The organism is Arthrobacter sp. AG367 (genome assembly GCF_007828995.1).
Taxonomy (GTDB): domain Bacteria; phylum Actinomycetota; class Actinomycetes; order Actinomycetales; family Micrococcaceae; genus Arthrobacter.
In genome coordinates this window covers 18,047-41,675 of the sequence record NZ_VIVE01000003.1, presented here as the reverse complement: position 1 = coordinate 41,675, position 23,629 = coordinate 18,047, and the positions used below count along the sequence as shown (strand labels likewise).

25 protein-coding genes are annotated in these 23,629 nt (G+C 66.7%); 17 read left to right on the top strand and 8 right to left on the bottom strand.

Annotated features, from left to right (window positions below; genetic code table 11):
• Nucleotides 1-201: 201 nt before the first annotated feature.
• Complete coding sequence (gene hflX, locus FB478_RS09955; protein WP_018771588.1) at nucleotides 202-1,782, top strand: GTPase HflX; 1,581 nt, start codon at nucleotides 202-204, stop codon at nucleotides 1,780-1,782.
• Nucleotides 1,775-3,835, top strand: a complete 2,061-nt coding sequence (locus tag FB478_RS09950; RefSeq protein ID WP_018771587.1) for an ATP-dependent DNA helicase — start codon at nucleotides 1,775-1,777, stop codon at nucleotides 3,833-3,835. The genes hflX and FB478_RS09950 overlap by 8 nt, the downstream gene beginning before the upstream one ends.
• Nucleotides 3,836-3,913: 78 nt before the next feature.
• On the opposite strand, the gene lexA is transcribed toward FB478_RS09950, so the two are convergent.
• Nucleotides 3,914-4,648 (bottom strand): transcriptional repressor LexA, encoded by a 735-nt coding sequence (gene lexA, locus FB478_RS09945; RefSeq protein WP_018771586.1) that lies wholly within the window; start codon nucleotides 4,646-4,648, stop codon nucleotides 3,914-3,916.
• Nucleotides 4,649-5,001: 353 nt separating this feature from the next.
• Here lexA and FB478_RS09940 point away from each other — a divergent pair, with 353 nt between their 5' ends.
• From FB478_RS09940 to FB478_RS09910, 8 genes are all read left to right on the top strand, one after another.
• On the top strand, nucleotides 5,002-5,403 hold the full coding sequence (locus FB478_RS09940; RefSeq protein WP_081620253.1) for a LysM peptidoglycan-binding domain-containing protein: 402 nt from the start codon (nucleotides 5,002-5,004) through the stop codon (nucleotides 5,401-5,403).
• A gap of 108 nt (nucleotides 5,404-5,511) precedes the next feature.
• The gene (locus FB478_RS09935) at nucleotides 5,512-6,630 is read left to right on the top strand and encodes a histidinol-phosphate transaminase (protein ID WP_026266116.1); all 1,119 of its coding nucleotides are present in this window, start codon (nucleotides 5,512-5,514) and stop codon (nucleotides 6,628-6,630) included.
• Nucleotides 6,631-6,691: 61 nt separating this feature from the next.
• Nucleotides 6,692-7,318 carry an imidazoleglycerol-phosphate dehydratase HisB gene (gene hisB, locus FB478_RS09930; RefSeq protein WP_018771583.1) on the top strand — a complete coding sequence of 209 codons (627 nt, stop codon included), beginning with the start codon at nucleotides 6,692-6,694 and terminating at the stop codon, nucleotides 7,316-7,318.
• Entirely contained in the window at nucleotides 7,315-8,076 is a 762-nt protein-coding gene (hisH, locus tag FB478_RS09925) for an imidazole glycerol phosphate synthase subunit HisH (protein ID WP_018771582.1), read from the top strand. The genes hisB and hisH overlap by 4 nt, the downstream gene beginning before the upstream one ends.
• The gene (locus tag FB478_RS21125; RefSeq protein WP_018771581.1) at nucleotides 8,077-8,235 is read left to right on the top strand and encodes a hypothetical protein; all 159 of its coding nucleotides are present in this window, start codon (nucleotides 8,077-8,079) and stop codon (nucleotides 8,233-8,235) included.
• A 95-nt stretch (nucleotides 8,236-8,330) separates the two neighbouring features.
• A complete protein-coding gene (gene priA, locus FB478_RS09920; protein WP_144600339.1) occupies nucleotides 8,331-9,077 on the top strand; it encodes a bifunctional 1-(5-phosphoribosyl)-5-((5-phosphoribosylamino)methylideneamino)imidazole-4-carboxamide isomerase/phosphoribosylanthranilate isomerase PriA in 747 nt (248 codons plus the stop codon).
• 19 nt (nucleotides 9,078-9,096) lie between these two features.
• Nucleotides 9,097-9,981: an SseB family protein gene (locus FB478_RS09915; protein WP_144600337.1), complete on the top strand. Its 885-nt coding sequence runs from the start codon at nucleotides 9,097-9,099 to the stop codon at nucleotides 9,979-9,981.
• A gap of 57 nt (nucleotides 9,982-10,038) precedes the next feature.
• A complete protein-coding gene (locus FB478_RS09910; RefSeq protein ID WP_144600335.1) occupies nucleotides 10,039-11,334 on the top strand; it encodes an MFS transporter in 1,296 nt (431 codons plus the stop codon).
• A gap of 135 nt (nucleotides 11,335-11,469) precedes the next feature.
• Here FB478_RS09910 and FB478_RS09905 read toward each other — a convergent pair whose 3' ends face one another.
• The gene (locus FB478_RS09905; protein ID WP_018771577.1) at nucleotides 11,470-11,856 is read right to left on the bottom strand and encodes a DUF1844 domain-containing protein; all 387 of its coding nucleotides are present in this window, start codon (nucleotides 11,854-11,856) and stop codon (nucleotides 11,470-11,472) included.
• Between the two features lie 401 nt (nucleotides 11,857-12,257).
• On the opposite strand from FB478_RS09905, the gene infC reads away from it, so the two are divergent.
• From infC to FB478_RS09885, 4 genes are all read left to right on the top strand, one after another.
• Entirely contained in the window at nucleotides 12,258-13,265 is a 1,008-nt protein-coding gene (gene infC, locus FB478_RS09900; protein WP_056390893.1) for a translation initiation factor IF-3, read from the top strand.
• A 117-nt stretch (nucleotides 13,266-13,382) separates the two neighbouring features.
• Nucleotides 13,383-13,577: a 50S ribosomal protein L35 gene (gene rpmI, locus FB478_RS09895; protein ID WP_018771575.1), complete on the top strand. Its 195-nt coding sequence runs from the start codon at nucleotides 13,383-13,385 to the stop codon at nucleotides 13,575-13,577.
• Between the two features lie 118 nt (nucleotides 13,578-13,695).
• Nucleotides 13,696-14,085 (top strand): 50S ribosomal protein L20, encoded by a 390-nt coding sequence (rplT, locus tag FB478_RS09890; protein ID WP_018771574.1) that lies wholly within the window; start codon nucleotides 13,696-13,698, stop codon nucleotides 14,083-14,085.
• A gap of 72 nt (nucleotides 14,086-14,157) precedes the next feature.
• Nucleotides 14,158-15,084, top strand: coding sequence for an RNA methyltransferase (locus FB478_RS09885; protein ID WP_018771573.1), 927 nt, complete (start codon nucleotides 14,158-14,160; stop codon nucleotides 15,082-15,084).
• A 102-nt stretch (nucleotides 15,085-15,186) separates the two neighbouring features.
• On the opposite strand, the gene FB478_RS09880 is transcribed toward FB478_RS09885, so the two are convergent.
• Nucleotides 15,187-15,462: a GlsB/YeaQ/YmgE family stress response membrane protein gene (locus FB478_RS09880; protein ID WP_018771572.1), complete on the bottom strand. Its 276-nt coding sequence runs from the start codon at nucleotides 15,460-15,462 to the stop codon at nucleotides 15,187-15,189.
• A 148-nt stretch (nucleotides 15,463-15,610) separates the two neighbouring features.
• Nucleotides 15,611-16,819, bottom strand: coding sequence for an MFS transporter (locus FB478_RS09875; protein ID WP_056390891.1), 1,209 nt, complete (start codon nucleotides 16,817-16,819; stop codon nucleotides 15,611-15,613).
• 174 nt (nucleotides 16,820-16,993) lie between these two features.
• On the opposite strand from FB478_RS09875, the gene FB478_RS09870 reads away from it, so the two are divergent.
• Nucleotides 16,994-17,440 (top strand): (deoxy)nucleoside triphosphate pyrophosphohydrolase, encoded by a 447-nt coding sequence (locus tag FB478_RS09870; RefSeq protein ID WP_144600333.1) that lies wholly within the window; start codon nucleotides 16,994-16,996, stop codon nucleotides 17,438-17,440.
• Here FB478_RS09870 and FB478_RS09865 read toward each other — a convergent pair.
• The 4 genes from FB478_RS09865 to FB478_RS09855 all read right to left on the bottom strand — a co-directional run bounded on the left by FB478_RS09865 (nucleotide 17,437) and on the right by FB478_RS09855 (nucleotide 19,745).
• Nucleotides 17,437-18,543: an Rv2578c family radical SAM protein gene (locus tag FB478_RS09865; RefSeq protein WP_018771569.1), complete on the bottom strand. Its 1,107-nt coding sequence runs from the start codon at nucleotides 18,541-18,543 to the stop codon at nucleotides 17,437-17,439. The genes FB478_RS09870 and FB478_RS09865 overlap by 4 nt on opposite strands.
• 94 nt (nucleotides 18,544-18,637) lie before the next feature.
• Complete coding sequence (locus FB478_RS21480; RefSeq protein WP_315898340.1) at nucleotides 18,638-18,778, bottom strand: hypothetical protein; 141 nt, start codon at nucleotides 18,776-18,778, stop codon at nucleotides 18,638-18,640.
• Nucleotides 18,775-19,293 (bottom strand): SIMPL domain-containing protein, encoded by a 519-nt coding sequence (locus tag FB478_RS09860; RefSeq protein WP_315898339.1) that lies wholly within the window; start codon nucleotides 19,291-19,293, stop codon nucleotides 18,775-18,777. The genes FB478_RS21480 and FB478_RS09860 overlap by 4 nt, the downstream gene beginning before the upstream one ends.
• Nucleotides 19,293-19,745 carry a hypothetical protein gene (locus FB478_RS09855; protein WP_144600332.1) on the bottom strand — a complete coding sequence of 151 codons (453 nt, stop codon included), beginning with the start codon at nucleotides 19,743-19,745 and terminating at the stop codon, nucleotides 19,293-19,295. Before FB478_RS09855 ends, FB478_RS09860 begins: the two co-directional genes overlap by 1 nt.
• A gap of 201 nt (nucleotides 19,746-19,946) precedes the next feature.
• On the opposite strand from FB478_RS09855, the gene pheS reads away from it, so the two are divergent.
• Entirely contained in the window at nucleotides 19,947-21,008 is a 1,062-nt protein-coding gene (gene pheS, locus FB478_RS09850) for a phenylalanine--tRNA ligase subunit alpha (RefSeq protein WP_144600331.1), read from the top strand.
• 2 nt (nucleotides 21,009-21,010) lie between these two features.
• The gene (gene pheT, locus FB478_RS09845) at nucleotides 21,011-23,554 is read left to right on the top strand and encodes a phenylalanine--tRNA ligase subunit beta (RefSeq protein WP_056390878.1); all 2,544 of its coding nucleotides are present in this window, start codon (nucleotides 21,011-21,013) and stop codon (nucleotides 23,552-23,554) included.
• Nucleotides 23,555-23,629: the final 75 nt, after the last annotated feature.

The window sequence follows — 23,629 nt, the reverse complement described above, 5'->3', positions numbered from 1 at the left end:
CTCCTGCTGCACTTCCCGCTATTTTTCCGGCCTTTTTAGCCCTGCCGCCCTTCTGCCGCGGCATCCCGGCCCCGGCATCGCAGCCGGCCGCGAGACAACCAGGAGAATTGCATGACCGCAGGCCGTCAGCCCAGCGCGAATACGTTCCAACTTCCAAGCAATCAGCACTATTCTGGAATTGCCGAATCTTCAAAGGAGACCATGACCAGCCAGCCCAACACCGGTTCCGATCCAGCCGCCCAGGACATGAGTCCGCAGGAAATCCAGGCTGTTATCGACCGGATCCTCGCCAAGGACGTCCCGGCCAAGACTGTCAGCACGCCCGGCGGTGAGAGCAGCGGCAATGGAAAAGCGGTGCTCGGCAAGGCGCAGGCCATTTCCCGGCTCGACGAAGAACACTCAACATACGACGGCGACCAGCAGGACCTCGAGGAACGGCGCGCGCTGCGCCGAAGGGCAGGCCTGTCCACCGAGCTCGAAGACGTCACCGAGGTTGAATACCGCCAGCTGCGCCTGGAGCGCGTGGTCCTGGCCGGGATTTGGTCCGAGGGAACGCTTGCCGACGCCGAAAACTCGCTGCGTGAGCTGGCAGCCCTCGCCGAGACCGCCGGTTCGGAGGTCCTGGATGGCATGGTGCAACGCCGTGACAAGCCGGACCCGGGAACCTTCCTGGGGTCAGGCAAGGCACTGGAGCTCAAGGACATCGTCATGTCCACGGGCGCGGACACGGTGGTGGTGGACGCTGAACTTGCGCCTTCCCAGCGCCGCGGACTTGAGGACATCGTTAAGGTCAAGGTCATCGACCGCACGGCGCTGATCCTTGACATCTTCGCCCAGCATGCCAAGAGCCGTGAAGGCAAAGCGCAGGTGGAGCTCGCGCAGCTCGAGTACCTGCTTCCGCGCCTCCGCGGCTGGGGTGAGTCGATGTCCCGCCAGGCCGGTGGCCAGGTGGGTGGCGCTGCCGCCGGCATGGGCTCCCGAGGTCCTGGTGAAACCAAGATCGAGTTGGACCGGCGCCGGATCCGTACCCGCATGGCGAAGCTGCGGCGTGAAATCGCCGCAATGAAGCCGGCACGCGAGACCAAGCGGGCCAACCGCCGTCGTAATGAAGTGCCCTCCGTGGCGATTGCCGGGTATACCAACGCCGGCAAGTCCTCACTGCTGAACCGGCTTACGGACGCCGGAGTCCTCGTGGAGAACGCACTGTTCGCCACCCTGGATCCCACCGTCCGCAAGGCGGAAACCGCGGACGGCCTGGGATACACCCTGGCCGACACCGTCGGATTCGTCCGTTCGCTGCCCACCCAGCTGGTGGAGGCCTTCCGTTCGACCCTCGAGGAAGTGGCGGACTCGGATCTGATCCTGCACGTGGTGGACGTGTCGCATCCGGACCCCGAAGGGCAGATCGCCGCCGTCCGGAAGGTCTTCAGCGAAGTTGATGCCCGCAAGGTGCCGGAGATCATCGTGCTGAACAAGGCTGATGCAGCTGACCCGTTCGTGGTGGAGCGCCTGAAGCAGCGCGAACCGCGGCATGTGGTGGTCTCGGCCCGGACGGGTGAGGGCATCCCGGAACTGCTGAAGGCCATCAGCGAAGCCATTCCCCGGCCTTCGGTCAAGATGGAACTCCTCATCCCGTATGACCGCGGAGACCTGGTCAGCAAGCTCCATGAGTCCGACGCTGAAATCCTCAGCGTTGACCACGTTGAGGCAGGTACCAGGGCTGCGGTGAAGGTCCGCGAGGGCCTGGCGTCCGAACTGGAACCATTCATCGTCAATGAGTGACCCCGCCGCCGGCGAAACCGCGCAGACGGCCGGCGAGCAGTTCGTCATCGAACTGCTCGACCGCGCCGTCGCCGGCATGGGCGGACAAAGCCGCACCGGACAACACGAGATGGCCCGGCAGGTGGCCCGGGCCATCAAAACCGGCAACCACCTGCTGGTCCAGGCGGGCACGGGCACGGGCAAGTCGCTGGCCTACCTGGTGCCGCTCATCGCCCACGCCCTGGAGAGCAACAAGCCCGCTCTGGTGTCCACGGCCACGCTGGCCCTGCAAACCCAGATTGTTGGCAGGGACCTGCCGCGGCTGCTGAAGAACATCACCCCGGCCCTGGAACGGCCGGTCAAGGTTGCCTTGGTGAAAGGCCGGTCAAACTATGTCTGCCGGCACAAACTGGAAGGCGGGTTCCCCTCCGAGGAGCCTTCCGAGGGTCAGCTTTTCTCTTTGGGCGAAGACACCAGCGTCCCGCACTTTGCCGCCTCCGTGGGCGGACCCTCGTCCCAGCTTGGCAAGGAGGTGGTGCGGCTCCGCGAGTGGGCGGAGAAGACGGCCACCGGGGACCGGGATGAGCTCCTGCCGGGTGTGACGGACCGTGCCTGGCGCCAGGTCTCCGTCACTTCCATGGAGTGCCTGGGGGCCCAAAAGTGCCCCATGGCCGCCGAGTGCTTCAGCGAGCTGGCCCGGCAGGACGCAGCCGAGGCAGATGTGGTGGTGACGAATCACGCCATGCTGGCCGTCAGCGCCTTCGAAGGACTTGCAGTCCTGCCCGAGTACGACGTCGTGGTGGTGGATGAAGCGCACGAGTTGCAGGACCGGGTCACCGGAGCCGTGTCCGGTCAGCTGTCGGTGGCCATGGTCCACGCTGCCGCTTCCGGCGCCCGCAAACATACCGCCATCACGGTGGACGCGCTGAACGCCGCAGCCGCAAACCTTGAACTGGCCCTCGCCGGTGCGCCCAGCGGCCTGCTTCCCAACGGGCTGAACGACGAACAGCTGGACTGCATGGACCAGTTGCGGGAGGCGTGCCGGGCCGCGTTGTCCGATTCCAAGGGGGACAGCAACGCCACGGCCGACGGCGGCCGCCAGCTGGCCCGGTCCCGCCTCATGCTCATCCTGGAATTGTGTGAGCGGCTTATTGCTGCCCGTGAAAACCGCGAGGTCGTGTGGTTTTCCCGGGCCGGCACGTTCGATCCCGGCCAGGGATATTCCCAGCCCGATGACAATGCCCCGGTGCTGGTCAACATCGCGCCGCTGTCCGTGGCAGGCAGGCTCCGGGAAGGACTCTTCGCCGGGCACACCGTCGTGCTGACGTCCGCAACCCTCGCCATTGGCTCGGCATTTGAACCCGCGGCCGGGGGACTGGGCCTTATCGGCGACGGCGCACCCAGCTGGACGGGTGTGGATGTCGGCTCGCCCTTCGACTACCCGAAACAGGGCATCCTCTACGTGGCCGGCCACCTGCCAAAGCCGGGCCGCGGCGTTTCGCCGGAGGCGCTGGAGGAACTGGAAGCGCTCATCAAAGCGTCCGGCGGGGGTGCCCTCTGCCTGTTTTCATCCCGACGGGCTGCCGAAGAGGCTGCCGACGCCCTGCGGCCGAAGCTCGATGTGACTGTCCTCTGCCAGGGCGAGTCGACCATGACCGCTTTGGTGAAGCAGTTCGCCGACGAACCGGACACCTGCCTCTTCGGGACTATGTCCCTGTGGCAGGGGGTTGACGTTCCGGGAGGCTCCTGCCGCCTGGTGGTGATCGACCGCATCCCGTTCCCCAGGCCGGATGATCCGCTGATGACCGCGCGTTCGCGTGCCGTGGCCCAGGCCGGCGGAAACGGCTTCATGTCCGTCTCGGCCACGCATGCCGCCATCAGGCTGGCCCAGGGTGCCGGCCGCCTGATCCGGTCCACGGGAGACAAGGGCGTGGTGGCCGTTCTGGATTCCCGGCTGGCAACAGAGCGCTACGCCGGATTCCTCCGCGGCGCTCTGCCGCCGTTCTGGGCTACCACGGACCGCAGCAAGGCGCTGGCGGCATTGGCCAGGCTGGGCGCGGACGCGGCCACGTAGGGCCCGGCAGGCGAACGACGCCAGCGGGGGCAGCCGCCGTGCAATTTCCGGCAGGCCGTCCCTTCGCGGGAGACCCGGTCAGAGGGAACGCAGGACCGAGACAACCTTGCCCATGATGGTGGCATGGTCGCCCAGAATGGGTTCGTACTGCGTGTTTTGGGGCAGCAGCCAGGTGTGGCCGTCGCGCTGGCGGAATGTCTTGACGGTTGCCTCGTCATCCAGCAGGGCAGCAACGATGTCCCCGTTGGCTGCGTCCGCCTGGCGCCGCACCACCACCCAGTCACCGTCACAGATGGCGGCATCCACCATGGAGTCGCCGGCCACCCTAAGCATGAAGAGCTCGCCCTGGCCGACCAGCTGGCGGGGGAGCGGCATGACATCCTCCACGAGCTGCTCAGCGAGGATGGGACCGCCGGCAGCAATCCGGCCAACCAGCGGAACCATGGCCGTATCCAGCGCGGTGGGCAGCTCCGTTACCGTGGCACCGCCGCCCGTGGCCTGCGGCGCGGGGGAGGCGCCGGCGGCATTGCTTCCGCTGTCCAGCGTGAGGGGCATCAGCACCTCCATGGCCCGCGGCCGTTTGGGGTCGCGCCGCAGGTAACCCAGCTTCTCCAGCTGCGAGAGCTGGTGGGTCACGCTGGACAGGCTGGCCAGGCCAACCGTGTCGCCGATCTCCCGCATGGAGGGCGGGTAGCCGTTGTCATTGACCGAGCGCTGGATGGTTTCGAGGATCTTCTTCTGCCGGGGGGTCAAGCCCTTGGCGGTCTTCCTGGGTTGCGGGGCGGTCCTGCCCCCGGCGGCTGCTGCTGCCATATTCGCCAATGCCTTTCGCTTGCCGCCGGATCTTCCGTTGCGGCCTGTTCCACAGCGCCGCCGGAAGGACTCCCACTGTCATTGTCAGACCCTGCTGTTCAACTTCAGTGGTGGTTGTTCTTTGGTTCAAAGCTAGGCCAGCCACATTGCTTTTTCAAACATTTGTTCTAGCGAGTCTCGACATTGTTCGTTGATAGGTGCTAAAACTTAACAAGCAAAGTTCGAACATGTGTTCTAACCAGCGATTGCCCCGTTCGAAAACATGGCCGGAGGAGCTCCGGACACGGTGTGAACGGCAGGGCGGCAGCGGGCGGACACCCGGGCAGCACGGCAGGTCCAGGAGGGCTTAGTTCATGTCAGCTTTATCTCTTCACCAGGTTTCACCTACGCACCGCGTTTCCCTGCAGACCCGGAAGCCCTCGCAGCGCCGGACGCCGTCAGCAGCGCCCCTGCGGCTGACCCGCCGGGGGCGGATCGTCCTGATCGGAGTTCCGCTTGTGCTCCTCGCGGTACTCCTGCTGTCCCTGTCCGGACTTTTCAACGCACCGGCCAAGGCATCCGATTCAGCTGCGGATTTGGCCGTGACGCCGACGGTCACCGTGACGGTGCAGGCGGGCCAGTCGTTGTGGAGCATCGCAGGCGCTGTTGCTCCGGACCGCGATGCCCGGGACGTGGTGGCGGACATCGTCCAGCTCAACAACCTTCCGGCCGCCGCTGTGCTGCCGGGGCAGCAGCTGTTCGTCCCCACGCACTGAGCGGCACCTGGTGTTGGCCTTTGAGAAAGATGACCGGGACAGCAACGCCGGTGGCGAACAGAATCCGTCACATTTTCCGGTAGTTGCCGCGGCAACTAAACTGTTCAGGTGAACGACCAGCTAGAGCGTCTGAACCGACTTCCCCTCCGCAGCAATCTTCGCGGGCTGACCCCCTACGGGGCACCCCAACTGGACGTTCCCATTTTGCTGAACGTCAATGAGAACACCCATGGTGTTCCGGCGGACGTGCGCGCCGCCATCAGCGCGGCGGTCACGGAAGCAGCTGCAGGCCTCAACCGGTACCCGGACAGGGAATTCACCGACCTGCGGAAAGCTCTCGCGGAATACCTGGGGCACGGGCTCGACGAATCAAACCTCTGGGCAGCCAACGGCTCCAACGAGGTCCTGCAGCAGATCCTCCAGGCCTTCGGCGGCCCCGGCCGCACCGCCCTGGGCTTTCCACCCACGTACTCCATGTACCCCCTGCTCGCCAGCGGAACCGACACCCAATACATCACGGGAGTGCGCTCGGAAGGCTACGACCTGAGCGCCGAATCCGCCGCCCGGCAGGTCGAGGAGCTGCGGCCCAACATCGTCTTCCTCTGCTCGCCCAACAACCCCACGGGGACCGGCCTGGGGCTTGACGTTGTGGAGGCTGTCTATGACGCCGGCGAGGACAGCCAGACCGTGGTGATCGTCGACGAGGCCTACCACGAGTTCGCGCATGACGGCACGCCCAGCGCCCTGACCCTGCTGCCCGGCCGGGAGCGGCTGATAGTTTCCCGCACCATGAGCAAGGCCTTCGCACTCGCCGGCGCCCGCCTCGGCTACATGGCCGCGGCCCCGGAGGTCACCGATGCCCTGCGGCTGGTGCGCCTTCCGTACCACCTGTCCGCGATTACCCAGGCAACCGCACTGGCCGCGCTCCAACACCGCGAGGCACTGATGGCCGATGTCCAGGACATCAAGGCGCAGCGGGACCGCATTGTGGCCGAACTGACCAGGATGGGCCTCAAGCCTGCCGCCTCGGACTCCAACTACGTGTTCTTCGGGGGCCTGGAAAATCCGCACCAGGTATGGCAGGAGCTGCTGGACGCCGGAGTGCTCATCCGCGACGTGGGCATCCCCGGCCACCTTCGGGTCACCGCAGGCACTGAGGCGGAAACCACAGCCTTCCTTACCTCCCTGGAACGCATCCTTGCGGGCCAGGCCGCGCTTCCCGCCTAGACTTGATACTGCGGCGCTGGGCGCCTTGAACTACTTCTTCTCCCACAAAGGATCCTTCACCATGAGTCCCACCGGATCGAATACGGCTGCGGCCCGGACCGCCCGCATGGAGCGTGCCACCAGCGAGTCCTCCGTGCTCGTGGAGATCAACCTCGATGGAACCGGCGTATCGGACATCGATACCTCCGTGCCGTTCTACGACCACATGCTCACGGCCCTGTGCAAGCACTCCCTGATCGACATGACGGTCAAGGCCACGGGTGACACCCACATCGACGTCCACCACACTGTTGAGGACGTGGCCATCACCTTCGGCGAGGTCCTGCGGACCGCCCTCGGGAACAAGGCCGGGATCCGCCGGTTCGGTGAGGCCACCGTTCCGCTGGACGAAGCGCTTGCGAACGCTGTGGTGGACGTGTCCGGACGCCCGTACCTGGTGCACGGGGGCGAGCCGGCCGGGCAGGAGTACCATCTGATCGGCGGCCACTTCACCGGTTCCCTGACCCGCCACGTCTTCGAAGCCATCACACTGCACGCCGGCATCTGCCTGCACATGAACGTGCTGGCCGGACGGGACCCGCACCACATCGTCGAGGCACAGTTCAAAGCCTTCGCCCGCGCCCTCCGCGCCGCCGTCGAACCCGATCCCCGGGTTGAAGGCATCCCCTCCACCAAGGGGGCGCTGTGAGCGGCCAGGTCCTCAAAGACGGGGCGATCATCGATCCGTCAGCATCAGGCAAGCTGCCTTCACCTGAGGGCAAACCCACGGTCACCGTGCTCGATTACGGTTCCGGGAACGTCAGGTCCGCAGTCCGGGCACTGGAACGTGCCGGCGCGGAAGTAGTCCTGAGCGCCAAGCCCGAGGATGTACTGAACGCGGACGGCCTGGTGGTTCCGGGCGTAGGTGCGTTCGAGACCGTCATGCGCGAACTCAAGGCCGTGGACGGCATCAGGCTGATCGGCAGGCGGGTGGCAGGCGGACGCCCCGTGCTTGGAATCTGCGTGGGCCTCCAGGTCCTTTTTGAAGCCGGAGTGGAACACGGCACCGAAGCCGAAGGCATTGGCGAATGGCCCGGCAAGGTAGAGGCCCTCCCCGCGGAGGTGGTTCCGCACATGGGCTGGAACACGGTCAAGGTGCCGGAAGGCTCCAAACTCTTTGCCGGGGTCGAAAACGAACGCTTCTACTTCGTGCACTCATACGGCGTGCAGGAATGGAACTTCGACGTCATCCAGCCACGGATGGCGCCGCCCCTGGTCACCTGGTCCGAACACGGCGGCCCCTTCATCGCCGCCGTCGAGAACGGCCCCCTCTGCGCCACCCAGTTCCACCCCGAAAAGTCCGGCGACGCCGGTGCGCGGCTCCTGCGCAACTGGGTGGAAGGCCTGCGGAAACCGGCCGGCGGTCAATCCGCTGCAGCACCGGCGGACGCCGGCAGTGACGCCTAGATGTGGTCGGTACTCCTGATGGGCCTCGCCGGCATCCTCATCGGTGGCGGCATCTCATTCCGGCAGCAGCGCAAGCCACTCTGGACACAGGTGGCGTTCCACGTTCTGGCCGCCATGTCACTGGTGGCGGCCTACCTGCTGACACTGCCGGCAAACTGACCACAGCCCACAGCGCGAGGGCCGCCAACTTCACCCAACAGCATCGCGGACCCAGCGACCTGCTTTCCGCACCGAAATCGACACCGAGGATGAGTATGACCACCGCACATGACCTGCCGGTACTTGAACTGCTGCCAGCCGTCGACGTCGTCGACGGCCAGGCCGTCCGGCTGGTCCAGGGCGAGGCGGGCAGTGAAACCAGCTACGGCACCCCCCTTGAAGCTGCGCTGAACTGGCAGCAGCAAGGCGCCGAATGGGTGCACCTGGTGGACCTGGACGCCGCCTTCGGCCGCGGCTCCAACGCAGACCTGCTCCGGGAAGTCGTGGGCCGGCTGGACATCAAGGTGGAGCTCTCCGGAGGCCTCCGCGACGACGAAACACTGGAAGCCGCCCTTGACCTGGGCGTGGCCCGGGTCAACCTGGGAACGGCAGCACTGGAGAACCCGGAGTGGACCCGCCGGGCCATCGAACGCTTTGGCGACAAAATCGCCGTGGGCCTCGACGTCCGCGGAACAACCCTCGCCGGCCGCGGCTGGACCAAGGAAGGCGGGGACCTCTGGGAGGTCCTTGGCCGTCTCGAAGAGGCCGGCTGCTCCCGCTACGTCGTGACCGACGTGACCAAGGACGGCACTCTGCAGGGCCCCAACGTCGAACTCCTCCGCCAGATGGTGGAAAAGACCGGCAAGCCGGTTGTGGCTTCCGGCGGCATCTCCAGCCTGGACGACCTGAAGGTCCTCCGGTCCCTGGTCCCGCTGGGCGTGGAAGGCGCGATTGTGGGCAAGGCCCTGTACGCCGGAGCCTTCACGCTGCCCGAAGCCCTCGACGTCGCCGGCCGGCGCTGACCCGGCGGACATCGACCCCATGCCTAACGTCGAGGAGCCAGGGCGGCAGCCAGCACGCCAGCTGCCCGGACATATCGCGGCAGCCCTGTCCGGCGCTGGTGGCGCCACGGATTCGGCGGGCCAGCCATGGGCAGGACGCAGCCTGGCCGGTGACGACGGCAGGATCCACAACTTCGAGGACGACGACGGAACGGCCGACGCCGGCTACCTCGCCGCCCTGGACGCGCTCCGGCAAGGGGCAGGCGATGAAGCGGGCGTCGTGGCCGCCCTGGCAACGGCCCGGGTCTTCATTCCGATTGTTGCGCAGCTGGCTGAAGAGTCGGAAACAGCCCACGGACTGCACGCTGACAAGCAGGCGGACATGGCGCTGGTAACGCTGAAGGCGGCTGACGGCAGGACTGCCCTCCCCGCCTTCACCTCGGCCGCCGCGCTGGCCGCCTGGCATCCCGAGGCCCGGCCCGTCGCCGTGTACGCCGCGCGGGCTGCCCTCTCGGCAGTCGCCGAAGGCGCCGAGCTCCTGGTCCTGGACCCGGGCGCCGACGTGACGTTCGTGGTGCGCCGTCCGGGGGTCTGGGCATTGGCAAAGCAGCACGACTGGACCCCCTCCTACAACGACCCCCAGCTGGCCGATGAAATGGCGCGCGCAGCCTCCGGGTTCGCCGCCATCCGCAGCATTGGGCTTATGCCGGGCAGGGGAGTGGCTTCCAGTGCTGCCGATGGCGCAGTAGTCCCTGGCGGGGGTGCCGGGCCGGAACTTCAGGTGGTGCTGTACCTTGAGGACGGCCTGGACGCCGCCGGTGTCCAGGAACTGGTGGCCAACCTCCAGGCGGAGTGGTCGCGGAATGTATTGTTTGGGGAGCGCGTCGACTCCTTGGAAATCAAACTGAGGCGCGCTCCCGACTAGACGCAGCCGGATGGGTGATCCCCGCCAGTGCTGCGGCATACCCTGAAGGACCGTTTCGTGAATTTCGCTCTCTACCGGGAGTTGCTCGCCGTCCGGCCAATCCGCCGGCTGCTGCTGGTTGGCATGATCGCCCGCATCCCGCACTCAGCGGCCGGGGTGCTCCTGACCCTGCACATCGTCCTCACCCTTGGCCAGGGCTATGCCGCGGCCGGTGCCGCCGCAGCGGTCATGACCATCGGTATTGCCCTGGGCGCCCCGTGGCGCGGCAGGCGCGTTGACACCGTAGGGTTGCGGACCGCACTCATCCCGTCCGTGATCTCGGAGACGCTGATCTGGTCTGTGGTGCCGCACGTGTCCTACCAGTGGCTCCTCCCACTGGTCTTCGTGGGCGGCCTGCTCACGCTGCCCATTTTCAGCGTGGTCCGGCAGTCCCTGGGCGTCCTGGCGGAGGGCGACCAGCGCCGCACCGCGTTCGCCCTGGACGCCATCACCACCGAAATGGTGTTCATGATCGGGCCGGCCGCCGGCGCCGTGGTGGCCACCAGTGGATTTACCGTTGCCGGGTTGACCGTGGTGGGCGTGGCCACGTCCCTGGCAGGGCTGTCCCTCATGTGGTTCAACCCGCCCACCCGCAGTCCGGCGCAAACCGCCGAATGCGCCGGGGATGAGCAACATGCCGCGGAAGCCGCCGTGGTCGCCACAGCTCCGGCCCACGTCCAGGAAGCCGCCGCGGAATTGTCACCGGCCGGGACGGCCGGCCGTGCGGCAGAGGGACTGCGCGGAAGGCTGGCGGGCGGCTTCGCATGGTTCACCGCAACGGTCGCGGCACTCTTTGCCGTTGCCGCCGGCGCCGGCATGGTCCTGAGCGGTACCGACGTTGGCATCGTTGCGGCGCTGGAAACCGGAGGCCGCCAGAGCGAGATCGGCATCGTGTTCGTCTTCTGGTGCGCCGCCTCGGTGGTGGGCGGACTCATCTACGGCGCCATGCACCGGCCCATCCCGCCTGTCATCCTGCTGCTGGGAATGGCGGCGCTGACGCTGCCCATGGCCTTCGCCCACGACACCTGGACGCTGGCACTGGTTTCCATCCTGCCCGGCATGCTCTGCGCTCCCGTCCTCTCCGCAGCCTCCGAAAAGGTCGCGGACCTGGTGTCGGAGGAACGGCGCGGGGAGGCGATGGGCTGGTACGGCTCAGCCCTGACCGCCGGTGTTGCCCTCGGCTCGCCGCTGGCCGGCATCTTCATCGACCTCATGGGACCGTCCGGGGGTTTCGTTTCGGTTGGCGCCGCCGGCGTCGTGCTGTGCCTGGTGGGCCTGGCCCTCCAGCAGCGCCGCCGAAAAGCCGCCGCCTGATATTTCCGTCCGCCGCGCTGAACGGCAGGTACGGAGTGGCCGGTCAAGCCCCGGGTGCTTTGCCTGGAAACGACGACGGCGGGACGACCTTGAAAGGCCGTCCCGCCGTCGGACGCTGCTTGGGTGGGTTCTTCCTTAGTTCACTGCGCCGGTGTACTTTTCGCCCGGGCCCTTGCCCGGTGCATCCGGAATCAGCGACTCTTCACGGAACGCCAGCTGGAGGGACCGCAGCCCATCGCGCAACGGTCCGGCGTGCTGCGAGCCGATTTCGGGGGCAGCTGCCGTCACCAGACCGGCCAGGGCGGTGATCAGCTTCCGGGCCTCGTCCAGGTCCTTCAGCTCGGCCGCGTTGTCTTCTGCGGCCAGGCCAAGCTTTACCGCGGCTGCGCTCATGAGGTGCACGGCGGCCGTGGTGATGACCTCGATGGCGGGGACTTCCGAGATGTCCCGGATCTGTTGTGAAACGTCTGCGCCTGCGTCACCGGGCTCGAAGACGTACGAATTACTGTCTGAGGTGCTCATACTGGTAAGCTTGACACAGACCGACTGGATGTCGTTATTTCAGAGATTGTCCCAAACGATCAGGTTCCCAACAGCGCTTTTGCGGCGTTGACGGGAATTTTTTCTGTAGAATGGCTTCCAGTTTGCAAGCGGAGTTCTCTCCCACCCGCGTCAGCCGCTGTCCCAGGCGTTCCTTTGGAACCTGCAGGGGACGTAAGGTTGCCGGGTATCTGGTTGGGCATGGACCGGCACACGCCGGGACTGTGTGCGTGCAGCCCTGACGGGGTTGCCGAGCCAACCTATCTGAGGCCTTCGATTGCTCCGGCAATTGGGGGCCTTCTCTATTTGCCGGACTCAACAACAAACACAGGAGCTTTAACATTAGCGAGCCAAGAATCAATGAGCGTATCCGCGTCCCCGAGGTGCGGCTGGTCGGCCCTGCAGGTGAACAGGTAGGAATCGTCCGTATTGAGGATGCCCTGCGACTGGCTGCCGAGTCCGACCTTGATCTCGTTGAAGTTGCACCTCAGGCGAAGCCTCCGGTGTGCAAGCTGATGGACTTCGGCAAGTACAAGTACGAGGCCGCGGTCAAGGCACGTGAGGCCCGGAAGAACCAGACGAACACTGTTCTGAAGGAAATCCGTTTCCGGTTGAAGATCGACACCCACGACTACGAGACCAAGCGCGGCCACGCCCTGCGCTTCCTCGGTGCCGGGGACAAGGTCAAGGCCATGATCCAGTTCCGTGGCCGTGAGCAGCAGCGTCCGGAGATGGGCATCCGCCTGCTCCAGCGCTTCGCGGACGACGTCGCCGAAGTTGGCGTGGTGGAGTCCAGCCCCCGCATTGACGGCCGCAACATGGTCATGGTGGTTGGGCCGCTGAAGAACAAGGCTGAAGCCAAGGCTGAGGCACGGCGCGCCACGCAGCGGGCCGAGGCCAAGGCCCAGAACGAAGCCAAGGCTTCCGGACGCGTTGACACGTCCGGCGAGGACCAGGCCCCCTTGACGCAGTCACTGGCGGACCTGCTGCCCGAAGGTTTCACCGTCTCCACGGAGCCGGAGGCTGTAGCCGAGGACAACGCCCCCGCCGAGGCGCCCGCTGTTGAGGCACCTGAGCAGGAAGCTCCGAAGCAGGAAGCCCCCAAGGCTGCTGCGCCGAAGCAGGAAGCTCCGAAGCAGGAAGCCCCCAAGGCTGCTGCGCCGAAGCAGGAAGCTCCGAAGCAGGAAGCCCCCAAGGCTGCTGCGCCGAAGGCCGCTCCGGCTCCCAGGCCTGCAGCTGCCGCCAAGCCGGAAGCCGCCGCGCCGGCGGCACCGAAACCGGCCGCTGTGCCTGCACCACCCAAGCCGGTGGCCAGGCCTGCTGCGCCGAAGCCTGCTGCGCGCCCTGCCCCCAAGGCAGCGCCGAAGCCGGCCGGCAAGAAGACCAACTAGTTCACAGCTGCCGGGGTACGCCTCCGGCAGTCAGCAACCAGCATGCTGCCCGCAGGGGTGGCTGCGCGATAGAACTGCGGCCCCCGGGCCTGCAGAAACGTAAGGAGATCGGTTCCCATGCCGAAGATGAAGACCCACAGTGGTGCTAAGAAGCGCTTCAAGCTGACCGGCAGCGGCAAGCTGCGCCGCCAGCAGGCCAACCGCCGCCACTACCTGGAGCACAAGTCCTCCCGCCTGACCCGCCGCCTTGCCGGCGACCGGATCGTCTTCAAGGGCGACGCCAAGGTCATCCGGAAGATGCTCGGCATCTAATTTCCAAGTTCTATGAGGGGCCGCCGCCTGGCGGTCCGTCACCTGCCAAACAGCATTCTCAGGCCGCCGGTTCACCGGCAGTAGATGCTTGGGATCAGATTTTCGAAGGAGTACGCACGTGGCACGTGTGAAGAGGGCGGTCAACGCCCACAAGAAGCGCCGGGTTGTTCTTGAACGCGCAAAGGGTTACCGCGGACAGCGTTCGCGCCTGTACCGCAAGGCCAAGGAGCAGCTGCTGCACTCGTTTGTGTACAGCTACGGCGACCGCAAGAAGAAGAAGGGTGACTTCCGCCGCCTGTGGATCCAGCGCATCAACGCTGCGTCCCGCGCCAACGGCCTCACCTACAACCGCCTCATCCAGGGCCTGAAGGCCGCCGAGGTCGAGGTTGACCGCCGTATGCTGGCCGAGCTTGCCGTCTCTGACGCCAACGCCTTCGCCGCGCTGGTCCAGGTGGCCAAGGACTCCCTTCCGGCAGACACCTCCGCCAAGAAGGCAGCCGCAGCCTAGGCAAGCAGCTTCCGCCCCTCGCCTGAGGGGCCCGTTCAGGAACTGGTGGCAGCAGCTACTACAGTTTTCTATATGAACGAAACCGGGCGCCCGCAAGACCTTCCACTTTCCAACCCCCGAGCTGATCGGGTCAGGGATGTGGCAAAGCTTGCAGGGCGCCCGGTCCGTTTAAAGCGCGGGCAGTTCCTGGCCGAGGGCCCGCAGGCCGTCCGTGAAGCACTCAAGCTCCACCAGCAGCGTCTTGCGGCGGGAGGTCCCGGAGTAGTGACTGAGGTCTTCGCCAGCGAAAGCTGCCTTGACCGTTTTCCCGAATTTGAAGAGCTCTCCGAGGGCACCAGCGCACGGCTGGCCACGGATGAGGTCCTGGCAGCCATGGCGGACACCGTCAACCCGCAGGGGATAGTGGCGGTCTGCAGGTTTGTGGACGTGGCTCTGGCGGACGTGCTCGACGCCGGGCCCCGCCTGATTGCCGTGCTGTGCCAGGTGCGGGACCCGGGGAACGCGGGAACGGTCCTGCGTGCGGCCGATTCCGCCGGTGCCGACGCCGTGGTGTTCACGACGTCCAGCGTGGACATCTACAACCCCAAGGCCGTCCGGTCCACCGCAGGTTCGCTGTTCCACCTTCCGGTGGTGCTGGCCGCCGATCCCGCGGAACTCGCTGCAGCCTGCAAGGCCCGCGGCATCGGCATCCTTGCCGCCGACGGCTACGGGCAGCTGGACCTTGATGTCCTGCAGGACGAGAACGCCCGGCGCCGGCTCACCGGAACAGGGCCGGAGTCTGTGTACGACCTCGCCGGTCCCACGGCCTGGTTCTTTGGGAACGAGGCGCAGGGACTCTCCGCGGAGGAGCTGGAACTGGCCGACCACCGGGTGGCCGTTCCTGTCTACGGCGCCGCCGAGAGCCTCAACCTTGGGACGGCGGCCACGGTATGCCTCTACGCCAGCGCCCGCTCCCAGCGCCGTGCGGCAGCTGCAGTGGGGCAGGAACAGGCCGGATAGGGACGCGCCACGGCCGGGAACTTCGGGGAAAGGCCAGGGACCTTCTAAAAAAAGAAAGGCCCCGGAAGTCCGGGGCCGATGGGGTGTTGGTAGACAGAGTGATCAGGGTGCGCGGGTTGCTTTTCCGCGTCCGGTGACTGCTCCGTAGATGCCGGCGACAAGCAGGCCGCCGACGATAGCGAGAATCCAGGTGCCGAGGTCGAAGAAGGCAAGATCGCCCTTGTTGAACAGGAGGCTGCCAATCCAGCCGCCAACAATGGCACCGACGACACCGAGGATGAGGCTGGTGACCCAGCCGCCGCCGACCCGTCCGGGCATAACGGCCTTAACGATGGCCCCGACTATGAGGCCCAAAATAATCCAAGCAAGAAAACCCATGTCTCCTCCTTATTGTGACCGGGATTAATAGTCCCGATGAGGCTCAAGCTAACATAAGCCCCCTGCAAAGTCAGTAGCTCGGGTGACGGCGTTGCTGCATCGTTAGGACAGCGCGGGCCCCCGTTTTCGGGGCTCCGTGCGCATAACCTCAGGCAGCCAGCGGCCTCTTGCGTTCGAGCAGGCCGCTGAGGAGCGCGACGCCGAAACCAAGGACGGCGAGGACGGCGCCGACCAGCGCCGGGGCAACAAAGCCCCACCCGAGGGCGATGACAAGGCCGCCGAGGAAGGCTCCCAGCGCGTTGGCGACGTTCAGCGCGGCATGGTTGAGGGAGGATGCCAGCGATGGGGCATCCGGCGAGGCGTCCAGCAGCCGGGTCTGCAGAGCGGGGATGAGCATGGAACCGGAAGCTCCCACCACAAACACCATGACCATGGCGCTCCACTGCCAGTGCGCCGCCACCGCATAGACCACCAGAGCCACGGCGATGGCAGGGAGGACCCGGTACAGGGTGCCCATGACGGATTTGTCAGCGAGCCTGCCGCCGACGACGTTCCCGGCCACCATGCCAAGACCGTAGAGCGCCACCACAAGGGGGATCAGGGTGGAGGGGATGCCGGCCACGGAGGTCATGGTGTGGGCGATGTAGGTATAGGTGGCGAAGAAGCCGCCGAAACCCACGATGCCCACCAGGAGTGCCAGCCATACCTGGAGCCGTTTGAGGGCCCCGAGCTCGCGCCGGATGCTCGCGTCGGGGTGGGCGTGCTGGAAGGGGACGAATTTCCACACCATGGCCAGTGCCAGCAGGCCGATGGCACCGACCAGGACAAACAGCAGGCGCCAGCCGAAGGTCTGTCCCAGCCAGGTGGCGAACGGTACTCCCACGACGTTGGAGACGCTGAGCCCGGCCATGACCATGGAGATGGCCCAACCGCGCCGTGTGGGCGGAACGAGGGAAGCCGCGATGACGGCTGCAACGCCGAAGAACGCTCCGTGCGGCAGGCCGGCGGCAAAGCGGGACACCAGCATCCAGCCATAGTCGGGGGCAACGAATGACGCCAGGTTGGCCACGGTAAAGAACAGCAGCAGCCCCAGCGCCAGTTTCTTGCGGGGGAGCCTGGCGCCGACGGCGGCCAGCAGCGGAGCGCCTACCACTACCCCCAGCGCATAGGCGGAGATCAGGTTGCCGGCCTGCGGAGTGGTAATTGCCAGGCCCTGCTCCACTTCCTTGAGCAGGCCCATCATGGTGAACTCGGTGACGCCGATGCCTACGCCGCCCATGGCCAGGGCGAAAATCGCCATGCCGATGTTGGGGGTCGTGCTGCGGGTTGCCGTGGACGGGGAAAGAACGCTGCTCATATTCCTGCTTCTTGAAACGTGGGACTCGCAAGGGACGGATGCCACGGCAGTGGGGCAGGACGGTCCGGACAGTGTGGCAAACCCCGGCTGGGCAGGACGTATTCCCGGCAGGAACTGTTCCTAAGGCGGGAATGCTGTTCCCGGACACTCCATTGTGGCCCATAGAATGACCCGGTGACTGGACTGATTCAGGTTGTGGGCGGAGCTGTGGTGGACCGGCTGGCCAATCCGGCGGCCCTGTTGGTGGCACGGCGAAGCGCGCCGGAGCACCTGGCGGGGCTGTGGGAGTTCCCCGGCGGCAAGGTGGAGCCCGGGGAGGAACCCGAAACGGCGCTGGTGAGGGAGCTGGCTGAGGAACTGGGAATCGGCGTGCGCCTGGGACTGGAACTTCATGCGGAAACACCGGCTGGCTGGACCCTCAATGACCGGGCCAGTATGAGGGTGTGGTTCGCTGACGTGACCCACGGCGAACCATTGCCCCTTGAAGACCATGACGAACTGCGCTGGGTGGACCTGCGGGACCGGGAAGCTGTCCTCACCTTGCCGTGGATCCCCGCCGACTATCCGATTGTCCATGCGCTGCTGGAATCCGTGGGATCGTCGCTGGGCCGGAGCCGCTAGAAAAGCGCGTCCTGCTGCGAGGGCCGGGACGAAGAAGGGACGCCGGGGGGCCCGGCATTCGTGCCGGCCGGAATGCTTCCTGCCGGGTACTGCGCTTCCTCGGCACGGGGATCGTCCAGGTCCCGGTGGCTGAAGCCGGACGAATGCGAAAACCCATGGCGTGCCTTGAAATAGCGGACCCTGCCGGCGAGCCAGGTGCGGTACTCCTTGGAGGCGTAGGAACCCGTCCCGTACAGGCGCCGGTAGCGGCCGGCCAATTCGGGGTGGTGTTTGGCAATCCACTGCATGAACCACTCCCGGGTGCCAGGTTTCAGGTAGAGGGCGCCGGCCGTAACGCCGGTGGCCCCGGCAGTGGCCAGGGAAGCGAAGAGGGAATCAAGTGCTTCGTCGCTGTCCGACAACCACGGCAGGATGGGCATGGCCATGACGCCGCATGGCAGTCCGGCCTCACGTAAGCGGGAGACGAGTTTCAGCCGGGCCCTGGGTCCTGGGGTACCGGGTTCGATGGCCTCCGAGAGGGCCTCGTCCGTCATGGCCAGGGAAATGCCCAGCCCCACGGGCACCTGCGTGGCAGCCCTTTTGAGCAACGGGATGTCCCGTGCCAACAGCGTTCCCTTGGTGAGGATGGACAGGGGAGTGCCGGATTCCGCCAAGGCGGCAATGATGCCGGGCATGAGCCGGTACCGGCCCTCGGCCCGCTGGTAGGGGTCCGTATTGGTACCCAGCGCCACCTGCTGGCGTGTCCAGGATGCCTTGTTCAGTTCCTTGCGGAGGACCTCCGCGGCATTCACCTTCACCACCACCTGGCTGTCAAAGTCCATCCCGGCGTCGAAATCCAGGTAGGTGTGGGACTTGCGGGCGAAGCAGTAGACACAGGCATGGCTGCAGCCGCGGTAGGGATTGACGGTCCATTCGAAAGGCATCTTTGACCCTGCCGGGACCCTGTTGAGCACCGATTTGGCGGTGACCTCGTGGAACGTGATGCCGGCGAACTCGGGGGTGGTGACGGAACGCACCAGTCCTGCCAGCGGAAGCAGCGCCGGAGCAGCGGCACCCGCGGTGTCAGGCGTATCGGGTACCAGTGCCTGCGCTTCCCATCTCATGGCTCCATTCGAAAACATGTTCGAATGGAAGTCAAGGCGCCGCGCGCTGATACCAGCCGGTCGCCCAGAGGTACCGGCCGGTGGAAGGGGCGGCCTACTGCTCCAGGGCCCACGTGGCGGTCACGGTTGCCTCCACCCGGTTTGCGCCCGGTTCCACCGTCATGCCCTCCGGAGCAGAGGCCCGCTGCATGCCCGCCAGGGGAACCGGGCCCGGCGCCGGGCGCTGGTCCGTCACGGACAACACCGGTCCCAGGCGGCGGAGGCCAACGCTGCGTACTGCCCGGCAGTGCGGAGTGCGTCGTGCCAGGCGGCTTCCCGGGCCTCAGCCCGGACGGCGGTGTCGTCCGAAAGGACCAATTGCAGGGTGTTCAGCCGGGCGGAATCCCCGGCCGCGTCGACGGCCGCGGAGATGGTGGCGGACGCGGTGGCGATGTCCCTGAGCCGGACCGTGACGCTGCTGGCCGCCACGTACCCCACGAGCTTTTGGCCCTCGCCGTCCCGCCAGGCGAGGTCGGCGCGGACGCTCATCCCCGCCGAGCGGATATCGGCCGGTGCAACACCGTGGCCGCGGAGGACCGAGCCCATCATGGCCAGGCCTTCCGCGGCCGCCGCATACGCCTCCTCCACCGATCCGGCACGGCACTCGACGCCCACCGAAACCAGCATCAGGTCAGGGGGTGCCTCCGCCCATCCCGTGCCCGTGGCGGTGACTGTTCGCGCATTCCCGTGCGCGGGGGCTTCCGGGCCCATCACGCGCGCCTCGACGCAGTGGGCGGGTAGCCGCCGGCCGCCAGCCCTGCCCGGCGCTCAAAGATGTTGCCCGTTCCCGGATTTCCGGTGCGCAGCACCGACCAGCCGGCGGCTGCCAGGTACAGGGGGATGAAGGGCAATCCGAGGCACCACGCGTACTGGGTGCAGTGCCCTTCCTCGTGTCCCAGGAGTGCGGGCCGGGACAGCAGTTCACCGGCCGTGCTCCGGCACAGCACGACGTTCCCAAGGGTGTAGGCGTGCGCGAACGGCAACCGCCAGCGGTAGCCTGCGGCTATGATCAGGCCGCGGGGGCCCCGGCTGATCTGCGTCCTGGCGGCGAGCGCGACGGCGAGCCCGGCCAGGGTGCTCCCGTTCAGGAGGTTCGCTGCCCGCCTGAGCCGCTGGGCCGTCGTCCGGCCGTGAAAGGTACCCGCGCGCTGCCGCAAAGTCATGAGGCCATGGTAGCCGGAGGGTTCAACTAGACTGGAGGGCAGTGGCCGCCGGTCCTGCCGGCGAGCCCTGACCTGGTCATTGAATGACACTGACGTTCAGCGCATTCATCCATGACCTGCCAGCGACGGACGCGCCGGGCGGGAAACCGCCAACGGCTGCCCCGGCCGCCGGCAGCCACGACTCGTAGCTAAGAACAGTAGATGACTGAAACTTTGCCGGGCGCCGCCATCCCGAACCCCACGGATGAGGCCGCCATCAACGCCGCTGTAGATCAGGCCATCACCGCCATCGCCGGTGCGGCCACCCTTGACGAGCTGAAGGCGGTGCGCCTTGCCCACAGCGGCGAGAAGTCCCCGCTGAGCCTAGCCAACCGTGAGATTGGCCGCCTGCCCAAGGACCAGAAGGCGCTCGCCGGGAAGCTGATGGGCGCCTCCCGCGGCCGGGTCAACAAGGCGCTCGCCGACCGCACGGCGGTACTGGAAGCCGAGAACGACGCCAGGATCCTGGTCGAGGAAACTGTGGACGTCACCGCCGCTCCGCGCCGCCGTCATGCAGGTGCCCGCCACCCGCTCTCCACGCTGCAGGACCGCGTGGCGGACATCTTCGTGGGCATGGGCTGGGAAATCGCCGAAGGCCCCGAGGTGGAATCCGAGTGGTTCAACTTCGACGCCCTGAACTTCAAGCCGGACCACCCTGCCCGCGAAATGCAGGACACCTTCTTCGTGGAACCGCCTGAAGCCCACCTGCTGATGCGGACCCACACCTCCCCGGTGCAGGTCCGGTCCATGCTGGAACGCGAGGTTCCCATCTACGTGCTGTGCCCGGGCAAAGTGTTCCGCACGGATGAACTGGACGCCACCCACACCCCGGTGTTCCACCAGTTCGAGGGCCTGGCCATCGACAGGAACCTCAGCATGGCGGACCTGCGCGGCACCCTTGAGCACTTCGCCCGGCAGATGTTCGGCGATGAAGCCCAGATCCGGCTGCGCCCCAACTACTTCCCGTTCACGGAGCCGTCCGCCGAACTGGACATCTTCCATCCCGGGGCCAAGGGCGGCCCGGCGTGGATCGAGTGGGGCGGCTGCGGCATGGTCAACCCCAACGTCCTGCGCGCCGCCGGCATCGACCCGGACGTCTATTCAGGTTTTGCCTTCGGCATGGGCATCGAGCGCACCCTCATGTTCCGCAACGAGGTGGGGGACATGCGCGACATGATCGAAGGCGATGTACGGTTCAGCGAGCACTTCGGGATGGAGATCTAACAGTGCGTATCCCACTTTCCTGGCTGCGTGAATTCGCGGCCGTACCGGCCGATGCAACGGCCGAAGACGTCATGGCCGAACTGGTCAAGGTGGGCTTCGAGGAAGAAGCGGTCCACCGCCCCACGGACACGCTGAGGGGCCCTGTCGTGGTGGGCCAGGTCCTGAGCCTGGTCAAGGAACCCCAGACCAACGGCAAGACCATCAACTGGTGCCAGGTCCGCGTTGTCCCCGAGGGGCAGGAGCAGACCCTCACCGGGGACGGCATTGACCCCTCCGGCGTCCAGGGCATCATCTGCGGCGCCCACAACTTCGTTGAGGGCGACAAAGTGGTGGTCACGCTTCCGGGTGCCGTGCTGCCCGGCGACTTCCACATTTCGGCCCGCAAGACCTACGGCCACCTGTCCGCCGGCATGATCGCCTCAGTCCGCGAACTGGGCATCGGCGAGGACCACGACGGCATCCTGGTGCTGTCCCGCATCGGGCTGGACCCGGAAGTGGGCACCGACGCCATGGAACTGCTGGGCCTCTATGACCAGGCCGCGGAAATCAACGTCACCCCGGACCGCGGGTACGCCTTCTCCATCCGCGGGGTTGCCCGCGAGTACGCCCACGCCACCGGCACCGCCTTCACGGACCCTGCCGCGAAGGTCGACGCCCCGGCAGAGCTGTCCGGGGGTTACGGCGTCAAACTCAACGACGACGCCCCCATTTACGGCAAGCCCGGCTGCGACCGCTTCGTGGCACGCACCGTGCGCGGCGTTGACGCTACCCGCCCCACCCCGCCGTGGATGGTGTCCCGGCTCCGGCTGGCAGGCATCCGCTCCATCTCCCTGCCGGTGGACATCTCCAATTACGTCATGCTCGAGCTGGGCCAGCCCACGCACTGCTACGACCTGGACAAGCTGTCCGGCGACATCGTGGTGCGGCGTGCCTCCGCAGGCGAGAAGATCACCACGCTGGACGGCAAGGAGCGCACCCTTGACGCCGAGGACCTGCTGATCACCGACAATTCGGGCGCCATCGGCATTGCGGGCGTCATGGGCGGCGCCGCCACTGAGGTGAGTGACTCGACGTCGAACGTCCTCGTCGAAGCAGCGCACTTCGACGAGGTGTCCATTGGGCGGTCGCGTCGCCGGCACAAGCTGCCCTCCGAGGCGTCCAAGCGCTTCGAGCGCGGGGTTGACTGGCAGGTGGCGGGCGTCGCCGCCCAGCGCGTGGTGGACCTCCTGGTGGAACTGGCCGGCGGCACCGCCGACGAACCCGGAACCGACGTGGGCACGGCTCCGGAAACCATCACCATCGGGCTGCCCGCCGGCTTCGCCGCCGCCCGCATCGGCATTGACTTCACCGAAGAGCAGATCGTCACCTCCCTGGAGGACCTGGGCGCCGTCGTGGAGAAGAACGACGGCGGCTGGAGCGTTACGCCGCCCACGTGGCGCAGCGACCTGGAGACCAAGGAAGACCTGACCGAGGAAATCGCACGGCTGGTGGGCTACGACAAGATCCCGGCCACCCTGCCGGTGGCCCCTCCGGGGCGCGGACTCACCCGGATCCAGCAGCAGCGCCGGCGCCTGATCCAGTCGCTGGCCGACGCCGGCCTGACCGAGGTGCTGTCCTACCCGTTCGTGTCCAAGGCCGCCAACGACACCTTTGGCGTCGCCGAGCAGGGTGCCCAGCGGAGCGCGGTCAAGCTGGCCAACCCCATCAGCGAGGAACAGGGCTACCTGCGCACGTCCATCCTGCCGGGGCTGATCGAGGTGGCCAAGCGCAACCACTCGCGCGGCTTCCGCGACCTCGCCCTGTTCGAATCGGGCCTGGTGTTCCTTCCCGCCGGGACCGTGGGCACTGCCTCCATCCCGCCGCTGGGCGCCAAGCCCGCCGACGAGGTGCTCGACGCACTGTACGACGGCGTCCCGGACCAGCCGTTCCATGTGGCCGCCATCCTCACCGGCCACGATTCCCCGGCTGCTGCCGGCCATACTCCGCGGACGTGGGACTGGGCCGACGCGCTGGATGTTGCCCGCCTTGCGGGCGACGTCCTCGGCGTCGACCTTGTGGTCACGCAGGGCAGCCACCAGGCGTTCCATCCCGGCCGCACCGCCCGGCTCGCACTGCGGACGGGAGAGACCGTGGGGTACGCGGGCGAACTGCACCCCAAGCTGCTGGCGGCCTCGGACATGCCGGCCCGTTCGGTGGCACTTGAACTCAATGCCGACGCCCTGTTTGAGGCGGCACCGGATGTGATCGTGGCCCGCCACATCTCCACGTTCCCGGTGGCGACGCAGGACGTTGCACTCGTTGTTCCCGCCGACGTGCCCGCGGACGAGGTCCTTGGTGCGCTGCGTGAAGGCGCCGGTGAGCTGCTGGAGGACGTCGCGCTGTTCGATGTCTACGCAGGCAAGGGCATCGAGGAGGGCAAGAAGTCGCTGGCCTTCGGCCTCCGCTTCCGCGCCGCTGACCGCACCCTCACCGCTGACGAAGCCTCGGCCGCGCGTGAGCAGGCAGTTGCCCTGGCCGCGGAACGGTTCGGAGCCGTCCAGCGCTAAGCAGGACAAACTCCTGAACCACGGAAGTCCCCGCACCCTTGAATGGGCGCGGGGACTTCTTCATTATCCGGCGAA

Bases quoted from the DNA above. Each gene is read 5' to 3' on its own strand.
- hflX (WP_018771588.1), top strand. From the start codon at position 202: ATGACCAGCCAGCCCAACACCGGTTCCGATCCAGCCGCCCAGGACATG.
- FB478_RS09950 (WP_018771587.1), top strand. From the start codon at position 1,775: ATGAGTGACCCCGCCGCCGGCGAAACCGCGCAGACGGCCGGCGAGCAG.
- lexA (WP_018771586.1), bottom strand. From the start codon at position 4,648: ATGGCAGCAGCAGCCGCCGGGGGCAGGACCGCCCCGCAACCCAGGAAG.
- FB478_RS09940 (WP_081620253.1), top strand. From the start codon at position 5,002: ATGTCAGCTTTATCTCTTCACCAGGTTTCACCTACGCACCGCGTTTCC.
- hisB (WP_018771583.1), top strand. From the start codon at position 6,692: ATGAGTCCCACCGGATCGAATACGGCTGCGGCCCGGACCGCCCGCATG.
- FB478_RS21125 (WP_018771581.1), top strand. From the start codon at position 8,077: ATGTGGTCGGTACTCCTGATGGGCCTCGCCGGCATCCTCATCGGTGGC.
- priA (WP_144600339.1), top strand. From the start codon at position 8,331: ATGACCACCGCACATGACCTGCCGGTACTTGAACTGCTGCCAGCCGTC.
- FB478_RS09915 (WP_144600337.1), top strand. From the start codon at position 9,097: ATGCCTAACGTCGAGGAGCCAGGGCGGCAGCCAGCACGCCAGCTGCCC.
- FB478_RS09905 (WP_018771577.1), bottom strand. From the start codon at position 11,856: ATGAGCACCTCAGACAGTAATTCGTACGTCTTCGAGCCCGGTGACGCA.
- rpmI (WP_018771575.1), top strand. From the start codon at position 13,383: ATGCCGAAGATGAAGACCCACAGTGGTGCTAAGAAGCGCTTCAAGCTG.
- FB478_RS09885 (WP_018771573.1), top strand. From the start codon at position 14,158: ATGAACGAAACCGGGCGCCCGCAAGACCTTCCACTTTCCAACCCCCGA.
- FB478_RS09880 (WP_018771572.1), bottom strand. From the start codon at position 15,462: ATGGGTTTTCTTGCTTGGATTATTTTGGGCCTCATAGTCGGGGCCATC.
- FB478_RS09875 (WP_056390891.1), bottom strand. From the start codon at position 16,819: ATGAGCAGCGTTCTTTCCCCGTCCACGGCAACCCGCAGCACGACCCCC.
- FB478_RS09865 (WP_018771569.1), bottom strand. From the start codon at position 18,543: ATGAGATGGGAAGCGCAGGCACTGGTACCCGATACGCCTGACACCGCG.
- FB478_RS09860 (WP_315898339.1), bottom strand. From the start codon at position 19,293: ATGGGCCCGGAAGCCCCCGCGCACGGGAATGCGCGAACAGTCACCGCC.
- FB478_RS09855 (WP_144600332.1), bottom strand. From the start codon at position 19,745: ATGACTTTGCGGCAGCGCGCGGGTACCTTTCACGGCCGGACGACGGCC.
- pheS (WP_144600331.1), top strand. From the start codon at position 19,947: ATGACTGAAACTTTGCCGGGCGCCGCCATCCCGAACCCCACGGATGAG.